The sequence below is a fragment of the Cohnella baijiui genome (assembly GCF_020731285.1).
Classification (GTDB): domain Bacteria; phylum Bacillota; class Bacilli; order Paenibacillales; family Paenibacillaceae; genus Cohnella.
The window spans coordinates 16,666-30,945 of record NZ_JAJFOW010000030.1; the positions used below are offsets into that span (position 1 = coordinate 16,666).

Here is a 14,280-nt window from a genome sequence, read left to right on the forward strand (position 1 = left end):
GGCCACCTCTTCTCTGCTTCCGCTTAAAACAATTTAGAAATGCCCATGAGGACGAGTATGATGCCCGGCAATACGGTAAGGCGATGGACCCATCGCAACCCGGCAACGAGAAATCCGACGCGCATGCCTGCCCACAAAAACGTGCCGCTCGCGAGCGCGATCAGAATCGCGGTCGGCGCGGGAGAGAACCCGACAAGCGCGGCGCCGATGCCGGCGCCGAACGCGTCCAGCGACAGCGCCAGGCCCAGCAAGAAGGCTTCCCCCGCCGTAATGATTCCGGAACGATCCACATCGGCGGCGGACGGCGTCCGCAAAATTTGAATAATGACGCCTAAACGGCGAATCTCCAGCGTCCATACGGCGGATCTCATCTGCACCGCGGCCTCGGAGGCGCTGCTTTCGGCCTTGCTGTCATCTGCGCGATCAGCAGCGCCGGCTTCGCGGCGACGATTGCGGGCGAACTGGATCAGCGCCCATACGCCGATGCCGATCAGGATGATCGCGCCGATCACTCTCGCGCCGTCCGGAGACAGCCACCGCGCGATAAACACGCCAACCAGCATCGCAACGAGAATGACGATCCCGGAGCAGCCGGCGATGATCGCGGCCGACGCGAGCGGAATGCGAATCTTGCGCAAGCCGTACGTGATGCCGACGCCGAACCCGTCCAGGCTAACCGCGAATGCAAGTATCAACAATGATGCCAGGTGTGCCAGCATTTCCGTATCCCTCCTGCACGCAGAAGCGATGCCGACCGCAGGCTTGCCGCGATCGGCTCCGTTCATCCTATGCATGGAGGAGGGCGAATGCCCCGGATTCTTCTATTCTACGGCCGTATCTCCGTCCAACCGGCGTTTGACGGCGTTCGTGCCGGGTGCGACGCTCCCGTGGCCATAGCGTTTGGACGCGGCGGCGCTCGACGCGCTCGCGGGATGGCTCGCCCTTCTCGGCGGCTTTTGGCAGCGGAGGCAGGCATGCGTCCCCCGGCCGCCGACCACCGTCTTCACGATTGGCTGGCCGCATCGTTCGCAAGGCTCGCCGGTACGCCCGTAGGCTTTGAGTCGATGCTGGAACATGCCCATTTCGCCTTGTCCGTTGACGTACGACTTGATCGAGGATCCGCCGGCTTCGACGGCGTCCGCCAGCGTAGCGACGATCGAGGCGTGCAGCCGATTCAGGTCTCCGCGCGTAAGCGCATCCGCCCGCCGCTCGGGATGGATGCCGGCGACATGCAGCGCTTCGTCCACATATATATTCCCCAAACCCACGATCATTTCCTGATTCAGCAGCAGCGGCTTGATCTTTGTCGTCCGCTTGCCGAGCGCCCGCCGGAACGCCTCCGGCGTAAACGTCTCGTCCAACGGCTCGAGGCCCAGCTTTCGCAGCGGCGGCGCTTCGAATTCTTCTCCGGGGGCAAACAGATGCATCGTCCCGAACTGGCGCACGTCGGTATACCGCAGCTCCGTCCCGTCCGTAAAATGAAAAATGACGTGCGTATGCTTGCCCAGCGGGTCGTCCGTGTGATGCAGCCCGTACCGGCCTTCCATGCGCAGATGCGACACGAGCACGAGCCCGTCCATCACGAGACGTAAAAACTTTCCTCTGCGCTCGACGGACGTGAACGTCCGTCCTTCCAGCATCGCGGCAAACGCGAACGGATCGTCCGGCCGCTGCAGGATGCGAGGCAGGCGAACGGTCACCTCGCGGATCGTCTTGCCGACGATCAGCTGCTCGAGGGTCCGTCTCACCGTCTCGACCTCCGGCAATTCAGGCATTTCCTTCACCTCTTTCTTGTTGTCCGCCAACGAGCTGACGCGGAGATCATCGATTTGATTCACGACATTAAATGTTCTATCCGAAAGGCAACAGGGGCGGCCCGACTTGCTCCGCCCCCATGACTCGTATCGTCGTTCCCGCAGAATGCAACGGTCAAAGGACCTGCCACCCATTGTACCATCTGAAGGCAAAAAACGCCTCCTTTTCCTGAAACGCGCTGGCCGGCCCTTCTTCCGTTTCGCCCTTTATTTTGCTTCGTACCAATTGACGCCCGCACTCACCTCGGCGAGCAGCGGCACGTCCAGCGTCAGCGCCTGAGCCATCACCGTCGGTACGAGCTCGCGCATCGTCTCCAGCTCCTCCGGCGGCACCTCGAACACGAGTTCGTCGTGTACCTGCAGGAGCATGCGGCTCTTCAGCCCGCGCTCGCGGAGCGCCTCGTCCATCCGCACCATCGCGAGCTTGATGATGTCGGCGGCCGTGCCCTGGATCGGCGTATTCATCGCCGTCCGCTCGGCAAAGGAGCGCAAATTGAAATTCGACGAGCGGATGTCCGGCAAGTAGCGGCGGCGCTCCAGCAGCGTCTTCACGTAGCCGTCCCGTTTGGCTTGTTCGACGATATCGTCCATATAGCGGCGCACGCCCGGGAAGGCGTTGAAGTACTGCTCGATAAACGCGGCGGCTTCCTTCCGCGTGATGTGCAGGTTTTGCGAAAGGCCGTAGTCGCTAATGCCGTAAACGATGCCGAAGTTGACCGCCTTCGCCTGGCGGCGCATGTTGGCGTCCACCTGATCGGCCGGTACGCCGAACACGTCCATGGCCGTCTTCGTATGGACGTCCATCTCCTTGCGGAACGCTTCCTTCAGTCCCTCGTCCCCGGAAATGTGCGCGAGCACGCGCAGCTCGATCTGCGAATAGTCCGCCGCGAGGATAAGCCAGCCGGGCTCGGAAGGAACGAACGCCTTGCGGATCTGGCGGCCTTCCTCCATCCGGATCGGAATATTTTGCAGGTTCGGGTACTGGCTGCTCAGCCGGCCCGTCGCCGCGATCGTCTGCCGGTAATACGTGTGGATTTTGCCGTCCTCGGGACGGATTTCCTTCAGCAGCCCTTCAATATACGTCGACTGCAGCTTGGTCAGCTGACGATAATGAAGGATCAGCCGCACGATTTCGTGATAAGGCTCCAGCTTCTCCAGCACTTCGGCATCGGTCGAGTAACCGGTCTTCGTCTTTTTGACGACCGGGAGACCGAGCTTCTCGAACAGCACGTCCCCGAGCTGTTTGGTCGAGCCGATGTTGAATTCAAAGCCCGCAAGCCGGTAGATCTGCGCGGTCGTCTGCTCGATGCGGCTCTGGAACTCCTTGCCCAGCTCTTCGAGCGCGCTCGCTTCCACAACGATGCCCTGCTTTTCCATGCCGGCCAGGATGACGGCGAGCGGCTGCTCCAGCTCGTAGTAGAGCCGCTGCATGCCCGCCTCCTCCAACGCCGCGGCGAGCGGGTCGGCGAGCCGGCGGACGGCGTCGGCTTTGGCCGCCAGATGCGTCGCCAACGTCTCTTCGTCCGGGACGCGGAACTTCGCGCCCTTGCCGTAGACGGACTCGTCCGACGGCACGCCGGCCAGGCCATACCGCGACAGCAAGCCGGTGAGCGACGGATCGGCCTCCGTCGGGTCGAGCAAGTAAGCCGCGAGCTGCATGCAGAACGTCTGGCCGCGCAGCGCGATGCCGCTCCGCGCGAGCACGAGCTCGGCGCGATGCAGGTCGTAGCCGCGCTTGTCGATCTTCTCGTCCGCGAGCCACGCTCTCAGCGGTCCCGCATCGGGCTCGCCCAGACGCGCATAGGGCACGACGAACACCCGCTCGCCGCAAACGACGGCCAGTCCGATCCCTTCGCTCTGATGCGGGTTGTCCCCGCCGGCTTCGACCAACAGCGCTTCCGCCTGCGGCAACGCATCGGAAAGCGCCGCCCATTCGTCGGCGCCGCGCACGAGCACCGCCTCGAATGCGGGCGCGGGGGCGCCCTGGGCCGCATCGGCTCCCGCCGTGCTGCCCGACAGATCGAGCCGTTCGAGGAGCGACTTGAACTCCAGCTTCCGCAGCGCCGCCGCGAGCGTGGGGGCCTCGTAGCCTTTCCAGGCCAGCTCCGTCCATTGCTGCTCCAGCGGCACTTCGCGGAAGATCGTGGCCAGCTCTTTGCTCATGCGGGCGGAGTCCTGATTCGTCCTCACGTTCTCGCCCAGCTTGCCCTTGATCTCGCCGGCGTGCGCGAGCACTTCCTCGACCGTGCCATATTCGGCCAGCAGCTTCAGCGCCGTCTTCTCGCCGACGCCGGGGATGCCCGGAATATTATCGGACGAATCGCCCATCAGGCCCTTCAGATCGACGATCTGCGCCGGCGTGAGGCCGTATTTTTCCGCGATCTCGTCCGGCGCGTAGCGCTCCGTCTCGCTGACTCCCTTGCGGGTGAGCAGCACGGTCACCTGTTCGGAGGCGAGCTGGAGCATGTCCTTGTCGCCGGAGACGACGACGGCTGTTTGCCCCTGCTCCTCCGCACGCAGCGTCAGCGTGCCAATGATGTCGTCCGCCTCGTAGCCCGCCAGCTCGAATTGCGGGATCGAAAATGCCTGCAGCAGCTCCTTGAGCAGCGGGAACTGCTCGGACAACTCCGGCGGCGTCTTCTGGCGTCCGCCCTTGTAATCCGCATAGCCTTCGTGACGGAAAACCGTCTTGCCCGCGTCGAAAGCGACGAGCAGATGCGTCGGCCGCTCCTCCTCGAGCACCTTCAGCAGCATCGTCGTAAACCCGAACACGGCATTGGTATGCATGCCGCTGCTGTTCGTAAGCGGAGGCATGGCGTAAAAGGCGCGGTTGATGATGCTGTTGCCGTCGATCAGCAGCAGCTTGTCCGTTCCGTTCTCGGTCGTCTTTTCGTTGGCCATCGTTATCGATCCACCCCATCCGGCAGCTTCTTTTAATAGAAACATCATACCATATTCGCACATGCCCTAGCGACGTTTGGAAAACAAATCCAGCGCCATGCGCTTGGTGCTGCAGCGCGCACGCTCGCAACCGGGGTTAAACGCGGCCATTCGGACCTAAGATGAGAGAGGGAGGCGCACGAAGGCGGACGGCCTGGGACGCGAGTCGCGGAACCTTTGAACCTTTTTCGCGTTGAAATAAGTATGGACTTGCCATGGGAAGGAAGATTCGGATGAGAAAAGCGCTTTACGTCTTCATCGGTATGATTATCGGCACGATGATCAGCTTCGGTCTCGGCGCCAGCCGGGGCAAGCTGGACAGCCTGATCGGGAAGGGGGTTCAGAGCGAGCGGACGCTTCAGTACGGCGGAGAAGCCATCGGCACCGCGGTCGTGATCGACGGGAAGACATTCGCTCCGCTGCGGACGTTGGCGGATCGGCTTGGGCTCAACGTCGACTTCGGCATAGACGCGGTCAAGATGGAGGCGGCGAATCTGACGATTCAGCGCCCCAAAAACCTGACGTTGGGCCAAGTCGAGAACAACATCGCCATGCTGTCCCATCGGCTGGATCAGCTGTTGAGCGAGATGGACGGCGGAGCGGTTACCAGGTCCCAGCAAATGAATCTGGCGACCGTCAGGCTATACCTGGCGATGAACGAGAAATGGAAGCTGGAGCTGCTAGGCGTTCCCTCCGCCGTCATTTCCACGTCTTGAATATTAAGAAGAATTTAAGCCCTGGTCCGAACGGGTTATGCTATATTGGCCTTGACGGCCGGGCGCCAGCGCTTAAGGCTTTGCAACGATCGATTGAAAGCTTTACGGGAGGTACCGATGTCTGCCAGAGAGACCATTCTGCTCGTCGACGACGAGCGCGAGATCGTCAAATTGATGGAAATTTACTTCAAAAACGAAGGATACCGGCTCCTTCAAGCTTCCGACGGCATGGAGGCGCTCGAACTGCTGCAATCCCACGACGTGGATCTGATCATCCTGGACGTCATGATGCCCCGCATGGACGGGATTGAAGCCTGCATGCGAATCCGCGAGGCGCGGGACATGCCGATCATCATGCTGTCCGCGAAAAGCCAGGATATCGACAAGATCGCCGGCCTCAGCATCGGCGCGGACGATTACGTCACCAAGCCGTTCAACCCGCTGGAGCTGATGGCCCGGGTCAAGTCGCAGCTTCGCCGCTACAAGAAATTCAGCTACCGTCCCGCCGAATCCCGCGACGAGATCCAGATCGACGACCTCGTCATCAATTTCGCCACCCATACCGTTACCGTAGATCAGCAGGAAGTGAAGCTCACGCCCCGCGAGTTCGCCATCCTGAAGCTGCTCGCCGTCAACCGCGGCATCGTGCTCAGCATGGACAAGATTTACGAGGAAGTATGGAACGAGCCGTTCATGGAATCGAAAAACACGGTCATGGTGCACATCCGGAAAATCCGCGAGAAAATCGAGCGGGATCCGCAGCATCCGCGATATATCAAGACGGTTTGGGGCATCGGCTACAAGATGGAAGCAAATTGAGGAATGGAGGGCTTCCGCATGCGGCTGAAATGGCTCTATTCCATCCGCACGAAGTTTTTGCTGTACGGCTTGTCCAGCGCGGCGCTTACGATCGCCCTGCTGCTCATCGGCCGGCAGCTCGCCACTTACCTGATCGGGTATCCCCCGTTCATCCAACCGCTGCGCTGGGTCATCAACAACATCGGCTCCTTGCCCACCATGGTCGTGATCGGGTTGACCGTGTTTTTCCTCCTTTTTTTCTCGTTCAGCATGAGCACGATCCGCTACATGGAGGAGATCGACGGCGCGCTGCGGGAAATCGGAGACGGCCGGCTCGATTACGAGATTCCCGTCAAGACATCGGACGAGCTCGGGCAGATCGCGAGCAGCGTCAACCGGATGACGGGCGAGCTCACCACATACTTGAAGCGGATTACGAGCGGTCTCGAGGAGATCGCCGAAGGCCGATTTGACCGGACGATCCCCGTCGAATCCGGCGAGCTCGCCAAGGTGGCCGAAAGCATCAATCGGATGGCCGCGCAGCTCAACCGGTCCATCATGGAGGAACGGAACGCCGAGAAAACGAAAAACGACCTGATCACGGGCGTCTCGCACGACCTGCGCACCCCGCTCACGTCCATCCTCGGCTTCCTCGAGGTCATCGAGCAGGACCGTTACCAGGATGAGGTGGAGCTGCGCCACTATGTCAATATCGCCTACGGCAAGGCGATCACCCTCAAAAAGCTGATCGAGGACCTGTTCGAATATACGCGCATCAACAACGGCCTTCCTCTCCGGCTGGAGGAGCTCGACCTCGTCGACTTCCTGCGCCAGCTTGCCGAGGAATTCGTCCCGAGCCTGGAGCAGGCGGAGATGGCGTGCCGGATCGCGGCTCCGCAGGAGACCGTCCACATCCTCGCGGACGGGGACCTGCTCGTCCGCAGCTTCGACAACCTGATCGCCAACGCGATCCAATACGGCCGCGAAGGCCAATTCGTGGACGTCGCCATCGCGGCCGAAGACGATCAGGCGGTCGTCTCGGTCATCAACTACGGCGAGCCGATCCCGCAGCGCGACCTGCCGTTCATTTTCGACCGGTTCTACCGCGTCGAGCGGTCCCGCTCGAAGGAGACGGGCGGCACCGGGCTCGGGCTGGCCATCGCCAAGAGCATCATCGAGGTGCACGGCGGGCGGATCTCTGCCCGGAGCGACCGCGAACGGACCGCGTTCGAGGTGCGCTTCCCGCTCGTCGCGGATCCCTCGTCTTAAAATTTTCACCCAACGCCAAACTACTTCCCCCCACAAGCAAAAGGACCTCATTTCCACCGGAAAACGAGGTCCTTTTGCTTACAGAGATGATCGTAACGCAGCGTTTCTCCGTCCCCCATTTTCCGGTCCAAGCCATTTTGACGCCCCCTCCCTGCCCCACGAGACAAGCGCCGCCATAGTGGGTAAGAGTTCGGTAGGGCTCCGCGCTTGGGCCCAACGTCCCTCTCCATTTCTAAGAGAATGATAAGCATTTGTTAAGAACTGCCCAAGGCGGTTGTTAAGCTTTCGCTTCTATAATGCGAAGCAATGGTTGTTCGCGAGGACGGCGCACTCGGCCCGTTTTCGCCCGCAAAGACCCGGAGAGGAGTTTGACACCGCCATGCGCATCGCTGCAAGAAAAGACGGAGCCGGCCTCGACGGCCGCTGGTCGCTGGCCATTCTGGCCGCTATCATCTGTCTGGCCGCATTCCTGAGGCTCGATTTTATCACGTCCGTCTCTCACAAAGTTTCGCACGACACGATCAACTACGACATTATGGTCCGTCAACTGCTCGAGCAAGGCGTTTACGCCTACAAGGATACGAAGCCGAACGCCCAGGTCACGCCGGGTTACCCGCTCCTGATGGCCGCCGTTTACAAAGCGGTCGATTATCGTCACCACGATCCGTATCCCGCCATCCGCTATCTGCAAGTACTCATGAGCCTGGCGAATATCTGCCTGATTTATCTGCTGGGACGCAAGCTCGGCGGACAGGCCGTCGGGTGGATCGCCGCCCTAGCAGCCGCTATCTATCCGCCCTTCGTATGGACGACGGGCGCGATTCTGACGGAAACGATGGCGGCGCTGCTCTTTACGCTTTACGTTTTCCTGCAATTGATCGCCTTCGAGCGGCGCACGAAGCTGTCCGCCCTGCTGGCCGGCGTGGCGATGGGACTGACCGTGCTGACGCGTTCCGAGTTTCTGATCCTGATCGGAGCCAGCTACGCCTTCTTGTGGCTGTGGAAACGGGACTTCGCCGGCACGCTGAGGCTGCTCGCCTGGACTGTACTGGGCACGGCTATCGTGCTCTCGCCTTGGGTCATCCGCAACGCCGTCAGCCTGCACGAACTGGTTGTCGCCTCGACGCAGGTCAATCCGTTCGCCGCCGGCACGTATCCGAACAAGAACTACGAGGACGGCCTCGTCGACCGGCACGGCAAAACGCAGATGGAAGTCGCGAAGGAACGGCTGCGCGTCGGCTTTACCGAGCATACGTGGACGTTCGTCAAATGGTACACGGTCGGCAAGCTCAAATACATTTACGGCGCAATGTTCTTCGGCAGCGGCCACGGTCCGCTCTATCCGGTCATCCCGATGAGGGGCGGCTATCATCTCTTGCTCATTTGGACGGGGCTCGTCTCGACCCTCGCCTTGGCCTACCGGTGGAGGCAGCCCGCCGCGCTGCTGGCGGTGCTGCTGGTCGTCATCACGGTGACGCGGCTTGCCTTCGTGCCCGAATTCCGCTACAACTTTACGGCCATGCCGCTGATCATCGTCATCGACAGCTTCATCGCCGTTGCGCTGGCCAAGGCGCTGGCGAACCTGCGGCGGCCGAAGCCGGCTGCCGCATCCGAGACGAGGAGGAGTGCCGGATGAGAAACGACGTATTAATCATTGTTCCCGCCTTCAACGAAGCCGCCGGCATCCGCCGCGTGATCGCCTGGATCCGAGATGCCGTACCGTACGCGGACATCCTCGTCGTCAACGACGGGTCCACCGACGAAACGGGCGCCTTGGCCGCCGAGGAAGGCGCGCTGGTCGTGAACCTGAGCAACAATTTGGGTATCGGGGGAGCCGTGCAGACGGGGTATCGGTACGCGGCCGCGAACGGCTATGCGTATGCCGCGCAGATGGACGGCGACGGCCAGCACAATCCCGCGGACTTCGCCGATATGCTGAAGGCGCTGCAGGAGAGCGGGGCCGACATGGTCGTCGGCTCGCGGTTCCTGGCGAAGCAAGGATTTCAGTCGACCTTCGCCCGGCGCATCGGCATCGAGGTGCTGTCCCGCCTGCTCACCGGCCTGCTCCGCCGCAAGGTCAGCGACCCGACGTCGGGCTACCGGCTCTGCGGCCGCCGCGCCCTGTCGCTGTTCGCGCAGGACTATCCGACCGATTACCCGGAGGTGGAGGCGCTCGTCTTGCTGGACAACCACGGCTTGACGTTCCGGGAAGTCCCGGTCGTCATGAAAGAACGCCTGGCCGGCACCTCCAGCATCTCTTCGCTGAAGTCGGTTTATTACATGATCAAGGTCATCCTGGCGGTCTTGATCACGAAGACCAAGAAGCGGAAATGGAGCGTGGGTTATGAAGCTTGACATCTTCACGATCAGCTTCGTTCTCAGCATCGGCTTTACCGCCTGGATCCTCTACCTGATCCGGGCGCGCAAGCTGAAGGAACAGTACGCGATGCTCTGGCTGCTGCTCGGCCTCGTCATGATGGTGCTCTCGCTCTTCCCCTCCTTGCTCGACAAGGTCGCGCGGCTGATCGGCGTCGCCTATGCGCCGTCGCTGTTGTACCTGTTCGGTCTCGCGGGGGTACTGTTCATCCTGCTCCATCTGACGATCGCCGTCTCCTCGCTTACCCATCGCATCGTCGTCCTGACGCAGACCGTCGCGCTGCAGGAGCAGCGACTGTCGCAAGGCGAGCGCGAGACGGCGGCGGAGATCGAAGCGGCTGCGCAGCCTGCGGAAGGCGGCGATCTCCAATGATCGTCTCCTACGGCCTGCTCCTGCTCAATATCGCGCTGCTCGTCCTGGGTCAGCTCGTCTGGAAGACGGGACTGGACAAGACGGGCGGTTTAACGCTCCAAAACCTGATGCCCACGCTGACGTCTCCGTTGATCTTGCTGGGTGTCGCGCTGTACGGCGTAGCCACGGTCGTGTGGCTTGCCGTTCTCTCGCGTCTGCCGCTCAGCACCGCGTACCCGCTGCAAAGTCTCGCCTACGTACTGGGTATCTTGATCGCCTGGGGCGTGTTCCAGGAGACGGTGCCGCTTACGCGCTGGATCGGAGCCGCTATCATCGTCGTCGGTGTTATCGTCGTCGCCTACAAATAACTTTTTCATCTTAGGAGGAAGCATGTCGCTTAATTGGAAAAAACCCGCCCTGTCCGCCGCCCTTGCACTCGCTACCTTTTCTTCGTCCGTCCCTGCCTTTGCCGAATCCGCGCTTCCGGGCGCGACCGAAACCGTGAACGATCCGTCCCGAGCGGTCTCGAACGCAACGCCGACACCCGCCGAACCGCGGGCGACGGCCGCTCCTACCGTGGCGGCGCAGCCCGATCCGAACGCGACGCCTGCCGCTTCGCAGACGCCCGCATCTTCGGATGCCGGCACCCGCGCGGATCCGAATGCCCCGATCGATCCAAACGCCCCAATAAACCCGAACGCGCCTACCGATCCGAACGCGCCCGCCGACCCGGCGGCGACGGAAACGCCGCCGGCCGCGGAGCCGCCCGCCGATGCCGCTTCTCCCGCTTCACTCGCCGCGTCCGTTATCGGAGATCTCATCCTACATATGAACAGCGCGGTGATGGAGCAAAACGGGAACACGTACAAAGCGGCCCGCCCCCTTGTCGTCAAGAAAGGCGTCACTTATGCCCCTCTCCGCGCCCTCAGCGACCGGATCGGGGCCTCGATCGCGAACGACGCGAAAGCCAAAGAGACGGTCGTCCGCTTCGGCTCGGCCGAGCTGCGCCTGAAGGCGGGCAGCGCCGTCTACCGGCTGAACGGCGTCCAAGGCAAGCTGGCGGGCGCCGCCTACGATGACCGCGGCGCGCTCATGGTGCCGCTCGTCTCGTTCGCGCAAGCGTTAAAAATACCTTATACCGTCAATAACCAGGAAAAGACCATCGCGCTGAAGCCCCAGCGCAAGCCGACCGCCTCCTTCTCCGTGCAAAAAGGCGAGATCATCGCCGGCGAAACCCAGCTCGTCTACGAGACGCAGGCAAAATCGCCAAACGGATTGCCGATCGTTGCGGACCGATGGGAAGGACGGCGGGACGTCTTCGACCTGCCGGGCGATTACAAGGTCAGCTACTATGTACAAGACGCCGCCGGCGTTTGGAGCGATCCCTTCACGCTGACGATCCGTGTCCTCGCGCCGAATCTGCCGCCGGTCGCTCAGTTTACGACCGACAAGGATACGTACCGCATGGGCGAACCGATCACGTTTAACGACACGAGCTACGACCCCGACGGGAAAATCGTCGCCCGTCAGTGGTCGAACAATAAAATGGCCTTTTTCGAGCCCGGCCAGGTGACCGTATCGCTTGTCGTGACGGACGATCGCGGAGGTACCGCCGAATACGCCAAGACGCTGCAGATCACGAGCGAAACGCTGTACGCGGCGGACGAATTCTACAAGCTGTTCACCCCGGTCGGATCGAACTATGCGATCGACGGCGGAGCCGTACGGAATCTGGAGGCGCTGCCTTATGCGTATACGACCGAGCCGACGACGCTGTTCCGCAGCAGCGGACCGGAGTCGGTGACGTCGGACGGCATTCTGTACCAGGACACGATCGCGGGAAGCACCCGGTTCATGCTTCATCATAAAAACAAAACCGGCCGGAACGCCAAGCTCTACGTCATCGCCAAAAATCCGGGCGCCACGGAGGCGCACCTGCAAATCACCGCGGACGGCATGGCGGGGCCTTCCCCGTACCCGGAAGTGGCGGGCCGGATGTCGGTCGCGCGCTACTTCGATTCCAAGGCGAGCGGCGGCACGGGGCAGCGGATTACGCTGGCGCCGGGCGAGAGCAAGCTGATCTTCGCCGATATGAGCGACAAACCGATGAGGCAGGACGACATCATCACGTTCCACGGCGAAGTCGAAAGCGACGCGTCGATCCAATATTCGGCCGTCCTGGTCGAGGCAAGCCGCGATCCGATCGCTTCGCTCCCGAACCTGCCGAAGCTGGATCCGAACCAGTCCATTGTCCGGGGGACGTTCGCGGACGCGACCCGGGTGTTCACCTACGGCGATGTCGTCGGCACCCGTCAGACGAAGCTGTCGCTCACGGATAACGCGGCGGACCCGTTCCAGCAAGGGACGGACGGCATCAAGGGGACGGAAGCCTTGAACTCCGGCAACTACGCCGTCCTTTACAAGGTCGTTCTCCTTCACGTGGCGCCCCGCACGCTCATTTCGTTTAACCCGCGGGGCGGACTGTACAGCGGAGCCGCGCTCGTAAACGGCAAAACCGTCAGCTTCGCGCATCTCGGCATGAGCGAAGCGACCAACTCGGCGAGTGTCCTTTACCGGACCGGAGACGCCGAAGAGACCGTGGAGATCCAGATCACCCCGGCCGCGGGCAGCAACCTGCCGTTCTGCTTCCTGTTCACGCCGCTCCCGCCGCTGCGGTCCTGATCCGGCCGCGCCGGGTCCCGGCTTACCCGCTCGCCATCCCGTGCTCCTGCGGCCGGCCGAGCAGGTAGCCTTGGCCGAGATCGGTCCCGAGCGAGCGGACGAGGCGCAGCTCCTCCGGTCGCTCGATGCCCTCGGCCACCGTCTTGATGTTCATCCGCTTCGCGAAACGCACGAACGTCCGCAGCATTTGCTTTTTCATCTCGTCCCGATCGGCATCCTGCACAAGCGACTTGTCGATCTTGATATAGTCGGGGCGAAGCTCGACAATCGACTGGAGCGACGAATACCCCGCCCCGGCATCGTCGATCGCGATTTCGTATCCTTGGCCACGGTAGTGGCCAAGGATTTTTTTGGCTGCCGCAAAATCGTCGATCGAGCTGCGCTCCGTCAGCTCGAACACGACCTGCCCCGGGTGCAGTCCGCGCTGGCGCAGCCATTGCACCGTCTGACCCGAGACGAACCTGTCGTCGTTCATGATGCCCATCGTCACGTTGATGAAAATCTTCTGCAGCGGATTCAGCGGCGGGCTGCTGCGGATTGCGGTTTCCCGCGCCAGCCGGTCCAGGGCGAAGGCGTAGCCCTCCCGCTCCGCGTAGCCGAACAAAGCCATCGGGTTCCCGAACCGGCTGCCGGCCGGACAGCGAGACAGCGCTTCGTAGCCAAACACGCGACGATCGCCGAGCCAGATAATCGGCTGATAGACGCTGTAGAGGCTGCCGGCCCGCAGCAGCTCCTCCATCTCCTCCCGCAGCTCGGTCCGAGGCTGCTCCTGCAGGGATTGCCGGAGCTGTCCGGCCGCGTGGAATAGCGCCTCGTAGACGGCGTCCCGGCCGGATAATCCGTCTCTGTCGGACAAGGCCGCCACACCGAAGCCCCGGTCCTGCAGCCAAGCCCCGCCAGATCGGCCAGGCGTGCTGCCGCAATGCTCCGTCAGCAGGCGGCGCAGGCCGCGGGCGATGCCGGTCAAGTACTCGTGCGCCGGGACATGGCCGTCCGGCGGGATTTCTGCGCAGAGCCACAAGTGCGTGCCCAGGCGGTCTGCATATTCGAGCCGTTCGCTCGGACAAGCCCAAGCCAGCCAGGCGTTCCATTCGGCGGGCGTTTCGCTCGCCGGGCCGGCCGATGCCTCACGGTCCGCGAGATCGATGGCGATAAAGCCGCACCCTCCCTCGCGCCGCGCGGATCCCTCCGGCGACTCGGCCATTCGCGCGCCGAAACGCGCGAAGTCCATGCCTTGCCAAGCTGCGGCCATCGGACGCTCTTCCCATCTGTCGTTCATCATATGCTCCGCCACCGTTCCGCACCATGTTGATTCAATTCTCTATGTGATTGC

At 62.2% G+C, this 14,280-nt stretch carries 12 protein-coding genes; 8 read left to right on the forward strand and 4 right to left on the reverse strand.

Translation table 11 applies throughout. The features are described 5' to 3' along the window. Positions 1 to 23: 23 nt before the first annotated feature. The 3 genes from ytaF to polA all read right to left on the reverse strand — a co-directional run bounded on the left by ytaF (position 24) and on the right by polA (position 4,715). On the reverse strand, positions 24 to 719 hold the full coding sequence (ytaF, locus tag LKX83_RS22550) for a sporulation membrane protein YtaF (protein ID WP_227885088.1): 696 nt from the start codon (positions 717 to 719) through the stop codon (positions 24 to 26). A 102-nt stretch (positions 720 to 821) separates the two neighbouring features. Next, a complete protein-coding gene (mutM, locus tag LKX83_RS22555; protein WP_227885145.1) occupies positions 822 to 1,775 on the reverse strand; it encodes a DNA-formamidopyrimidine glycosylase in 954 nt (317 codons plus the stop codon). 246 nt (positions 1,776 to 2,021) lie between these two features. Continuing rightward, positions 2,022 to 4,715, reverse strand: a complete 2,694-nt coding sequence (polA, locus tag LKX83_RS22560) for a DNA polymerase I (RefSeq protein WP_227885089.1) — start codon at positions 4,713 to 4,715, stop codon at positions 2,022 to 2,024. A gap of 272 nt (positions 4,716 to 4,987) precedes the next feature. Between polA and LKX83_RS22565 the strand changes: the two genes are divergently transcribed. From LKX83_RS22565 to LKX83_RS22600, 8 genes are all read left to right on the forward strand, one after another. After that, positions 4,988 to 5,470, forward strand: a complete 483-nt coding sequence (locus LKX83_RS22565; protein ID WP_227885090.1) for a hypothetical protein — start codon at positions 4,988 to 4,990, stop codon at positions 5,468 to 5,470. Positions 5,471 to 5,587: 117 nt separating this feature from the next. Then, on the forward strand, positions 5,588 to 6,289 hold the full coding sequence (locus tag LKX83_RS22570; RefSeq protein WP_227885091.1) for a response regulator transcription factor: 702 nt from the start codon (positions 5,588 to 5,590) through the stop codon (positions 6,287 to 6,289). Between the two features lie 18 nt (positions 6,290 to 6,307). Continuing rightward, positions 6,308 to 7,537, forward strand: a complete 1,230-nt coding sequence (locus LKX83_RS22575) for a sensor histidine kinase (RefSeq protein WP_227885092.1) — start codon at positions 6,308 to 6,310, stop codon at positions 7,535 to 7,537. Positions 7,538 to 7,916: 379 nt separating this feature from the next. Beyond that, positions 7,917 to 9,173 (forward strand): ArnT family glycosyltransferase, encoded by a 1,257-nt coding sequence (locus LKX83_RS22580; RefSeq protein WP_227885093.1) that lies wholly within the window; start codon positions 7,917 to 7,919, stop codon positions 9,171 to 9,173. Further along, on the forward strand, positions 9,170 to 9,892 hold the full coding sequence (locus LKX83_RS22585) for a glycosyltransferase family 2 protein (RefSeq protein ID WP_227885094.1): 723 nt from the start codon (positions 9,170 to 9,172) through the stop codon (positions 9,890 to 9,892). The genes LKX83_RS22580 and LKX83_RS22585 overlap by 4 nt, the downstream gene beginning before the upstream one ends. After that, positions 9,882 to 10,286, forward strand: a complete 405-nt coding sequence (locus LKX83_RS22590) for a DUF2304 domain-containing protein (protein ID WP_227885095.1) — start codon at positions 9,882 to 9,884, stop codon at positions 10,284 to 10,286. Before LKX83_RS22585 ends, LKX83_RS22590 begins: the two co-directional genes overlap by 11 nt. Beyond that, on the forward strand, positions 10,283 to 10,633 hold the full coding sequence (locus LKX83_RS22595; protein ID WP_227885096.1) for an EamA family transporter: 351 nt from the start codon (positions 10,283 to 10,285) through the stop codon (positions 10,631 to 10,633). Before LKX83_RS22590 ends, LKX83_RS22595 begins: the two co-directional genes overlap by 4 nt. A gap of 22 nt (positions 10,634 to 10,655) precedes the next feature. Further along, positions 10,656 to 12,947, forward strand: coding sequence for a stalk domain-containing protein (locus tag LKX83_RS22600; protein WP_227885097.1), 2,292 nt, complete (start codon positions 10,656 to 10,658; stop codon positions 12,945 to 12,947). A gap of 22 nt (positions 12,948 to 12,969) precedes the next feature. Here LKX83_RS22600 and LKX83_RS22605 read toward each other — a convergent pair whose 3' ends face one another. After that, positions 12,970 to 14,226, reverse strand: a complete 1,257-nt coding sequence (locus tag LKX83_RS22605; RefSeq protein WP_227885098.1) for an EAL domain-containing protein — start codon at positions 14,224 to 14,226, stop codon at positions 12,970 to 12,972. Positions 14,227 to 14,280 lie beyond the last annotated feature (54 nt).

What these genes read in the sequence shown, in the direction of transcription:
- LKX83_RS22605 (WP_227885098.1), bottom strand. Translation starts at nt 14,226, where the DNA reads ATGAACGACAGATGGGAAGAGCGTCCGATGGCCGCAGCTTGGCAAGGC.
- LKX83_RS22575 (WP_227885092.1), top strand. Translation starts at nt 6,308, where the DNA reads ATGCGGCTGAAATGGCTCTATTCCATCCGCACGAAGTTTTTGCTGTAC.
- LKX83_RS22570 (WP_227885091.1), top strand. Translation starts at nt 5,588, where the DNA reads ATGTCTGCCAGAGAGACCATTCTGCTCGTCGACGACGAGCGCGAGATC.
- LKX83_RS22600 (WP_227885097.1), top strand. Translation starts at nt 10,656, where the DNA reads ATGTCGCTTAATTGGAAAAAACCCGCCCTGTCCGCCGCCCTTGCACTC.
- LKX83_RS22565 (WP_227885090.1), top strand. Translation starts at nt 4,988, where the DNA reads ATGAGAAAAGCGCTTTACGTCTTCATCGGTATGATTATCGGCACGATG.
- LKX83_RS22595 (WP_227885096.1), top strand. Translation starts at nt 10,283, where the DNA reads ATGATCGTCTCCTACGGCCTGCTCCTGCTCAATATCGCGCTGCTCGTC.
- LKX83_RS22590 (WP_227885095.1), top strand. Translation starts at nt 9,882, where the DNA reads ATGAAGCTTGACATCTTCACGATCAGCTTCGTTCTCAGCATCGGCTTT.
- LKX83_RS22585 (WP_227885094.1), top strand. Translation starts at nt 9,170, where the DNA reads ATGAGAAACGACGTATTAATCATTGTTCCCGCCTTCAACGAAGCCGCC.
- ytaF (WP_227885088.1), bottom strand. Translation starts at nt 719, where the DNA reads ATGCTGGCACACCTGGCATCATTGTTGATACTTGCATTCGCGGTTAGC.
- mutM (WP_227885145.1), bottom strand. Translation starts at nt 1,775, where the DNA reads ATGCCTGAATTGCCGGAGGTCGAGACGGTGAGACGGACCCTCGAGCAG.
- LKX83_RS22580 (WP_227885093.1), top strand. Translation starts at nt 7,917, where the DNA reads ATGCGCATCGCTGCAAGAAAAGACGGAGCCGGCCTCGACGGCCGCTGG.
- polA (WP_227885089.1), bottom strand. Translation starts at nt 4,715, where the DNA reads ATGGCCAACGAAAAGACGACCGAGAACGGAACGGACAAGCTGCTGCTG.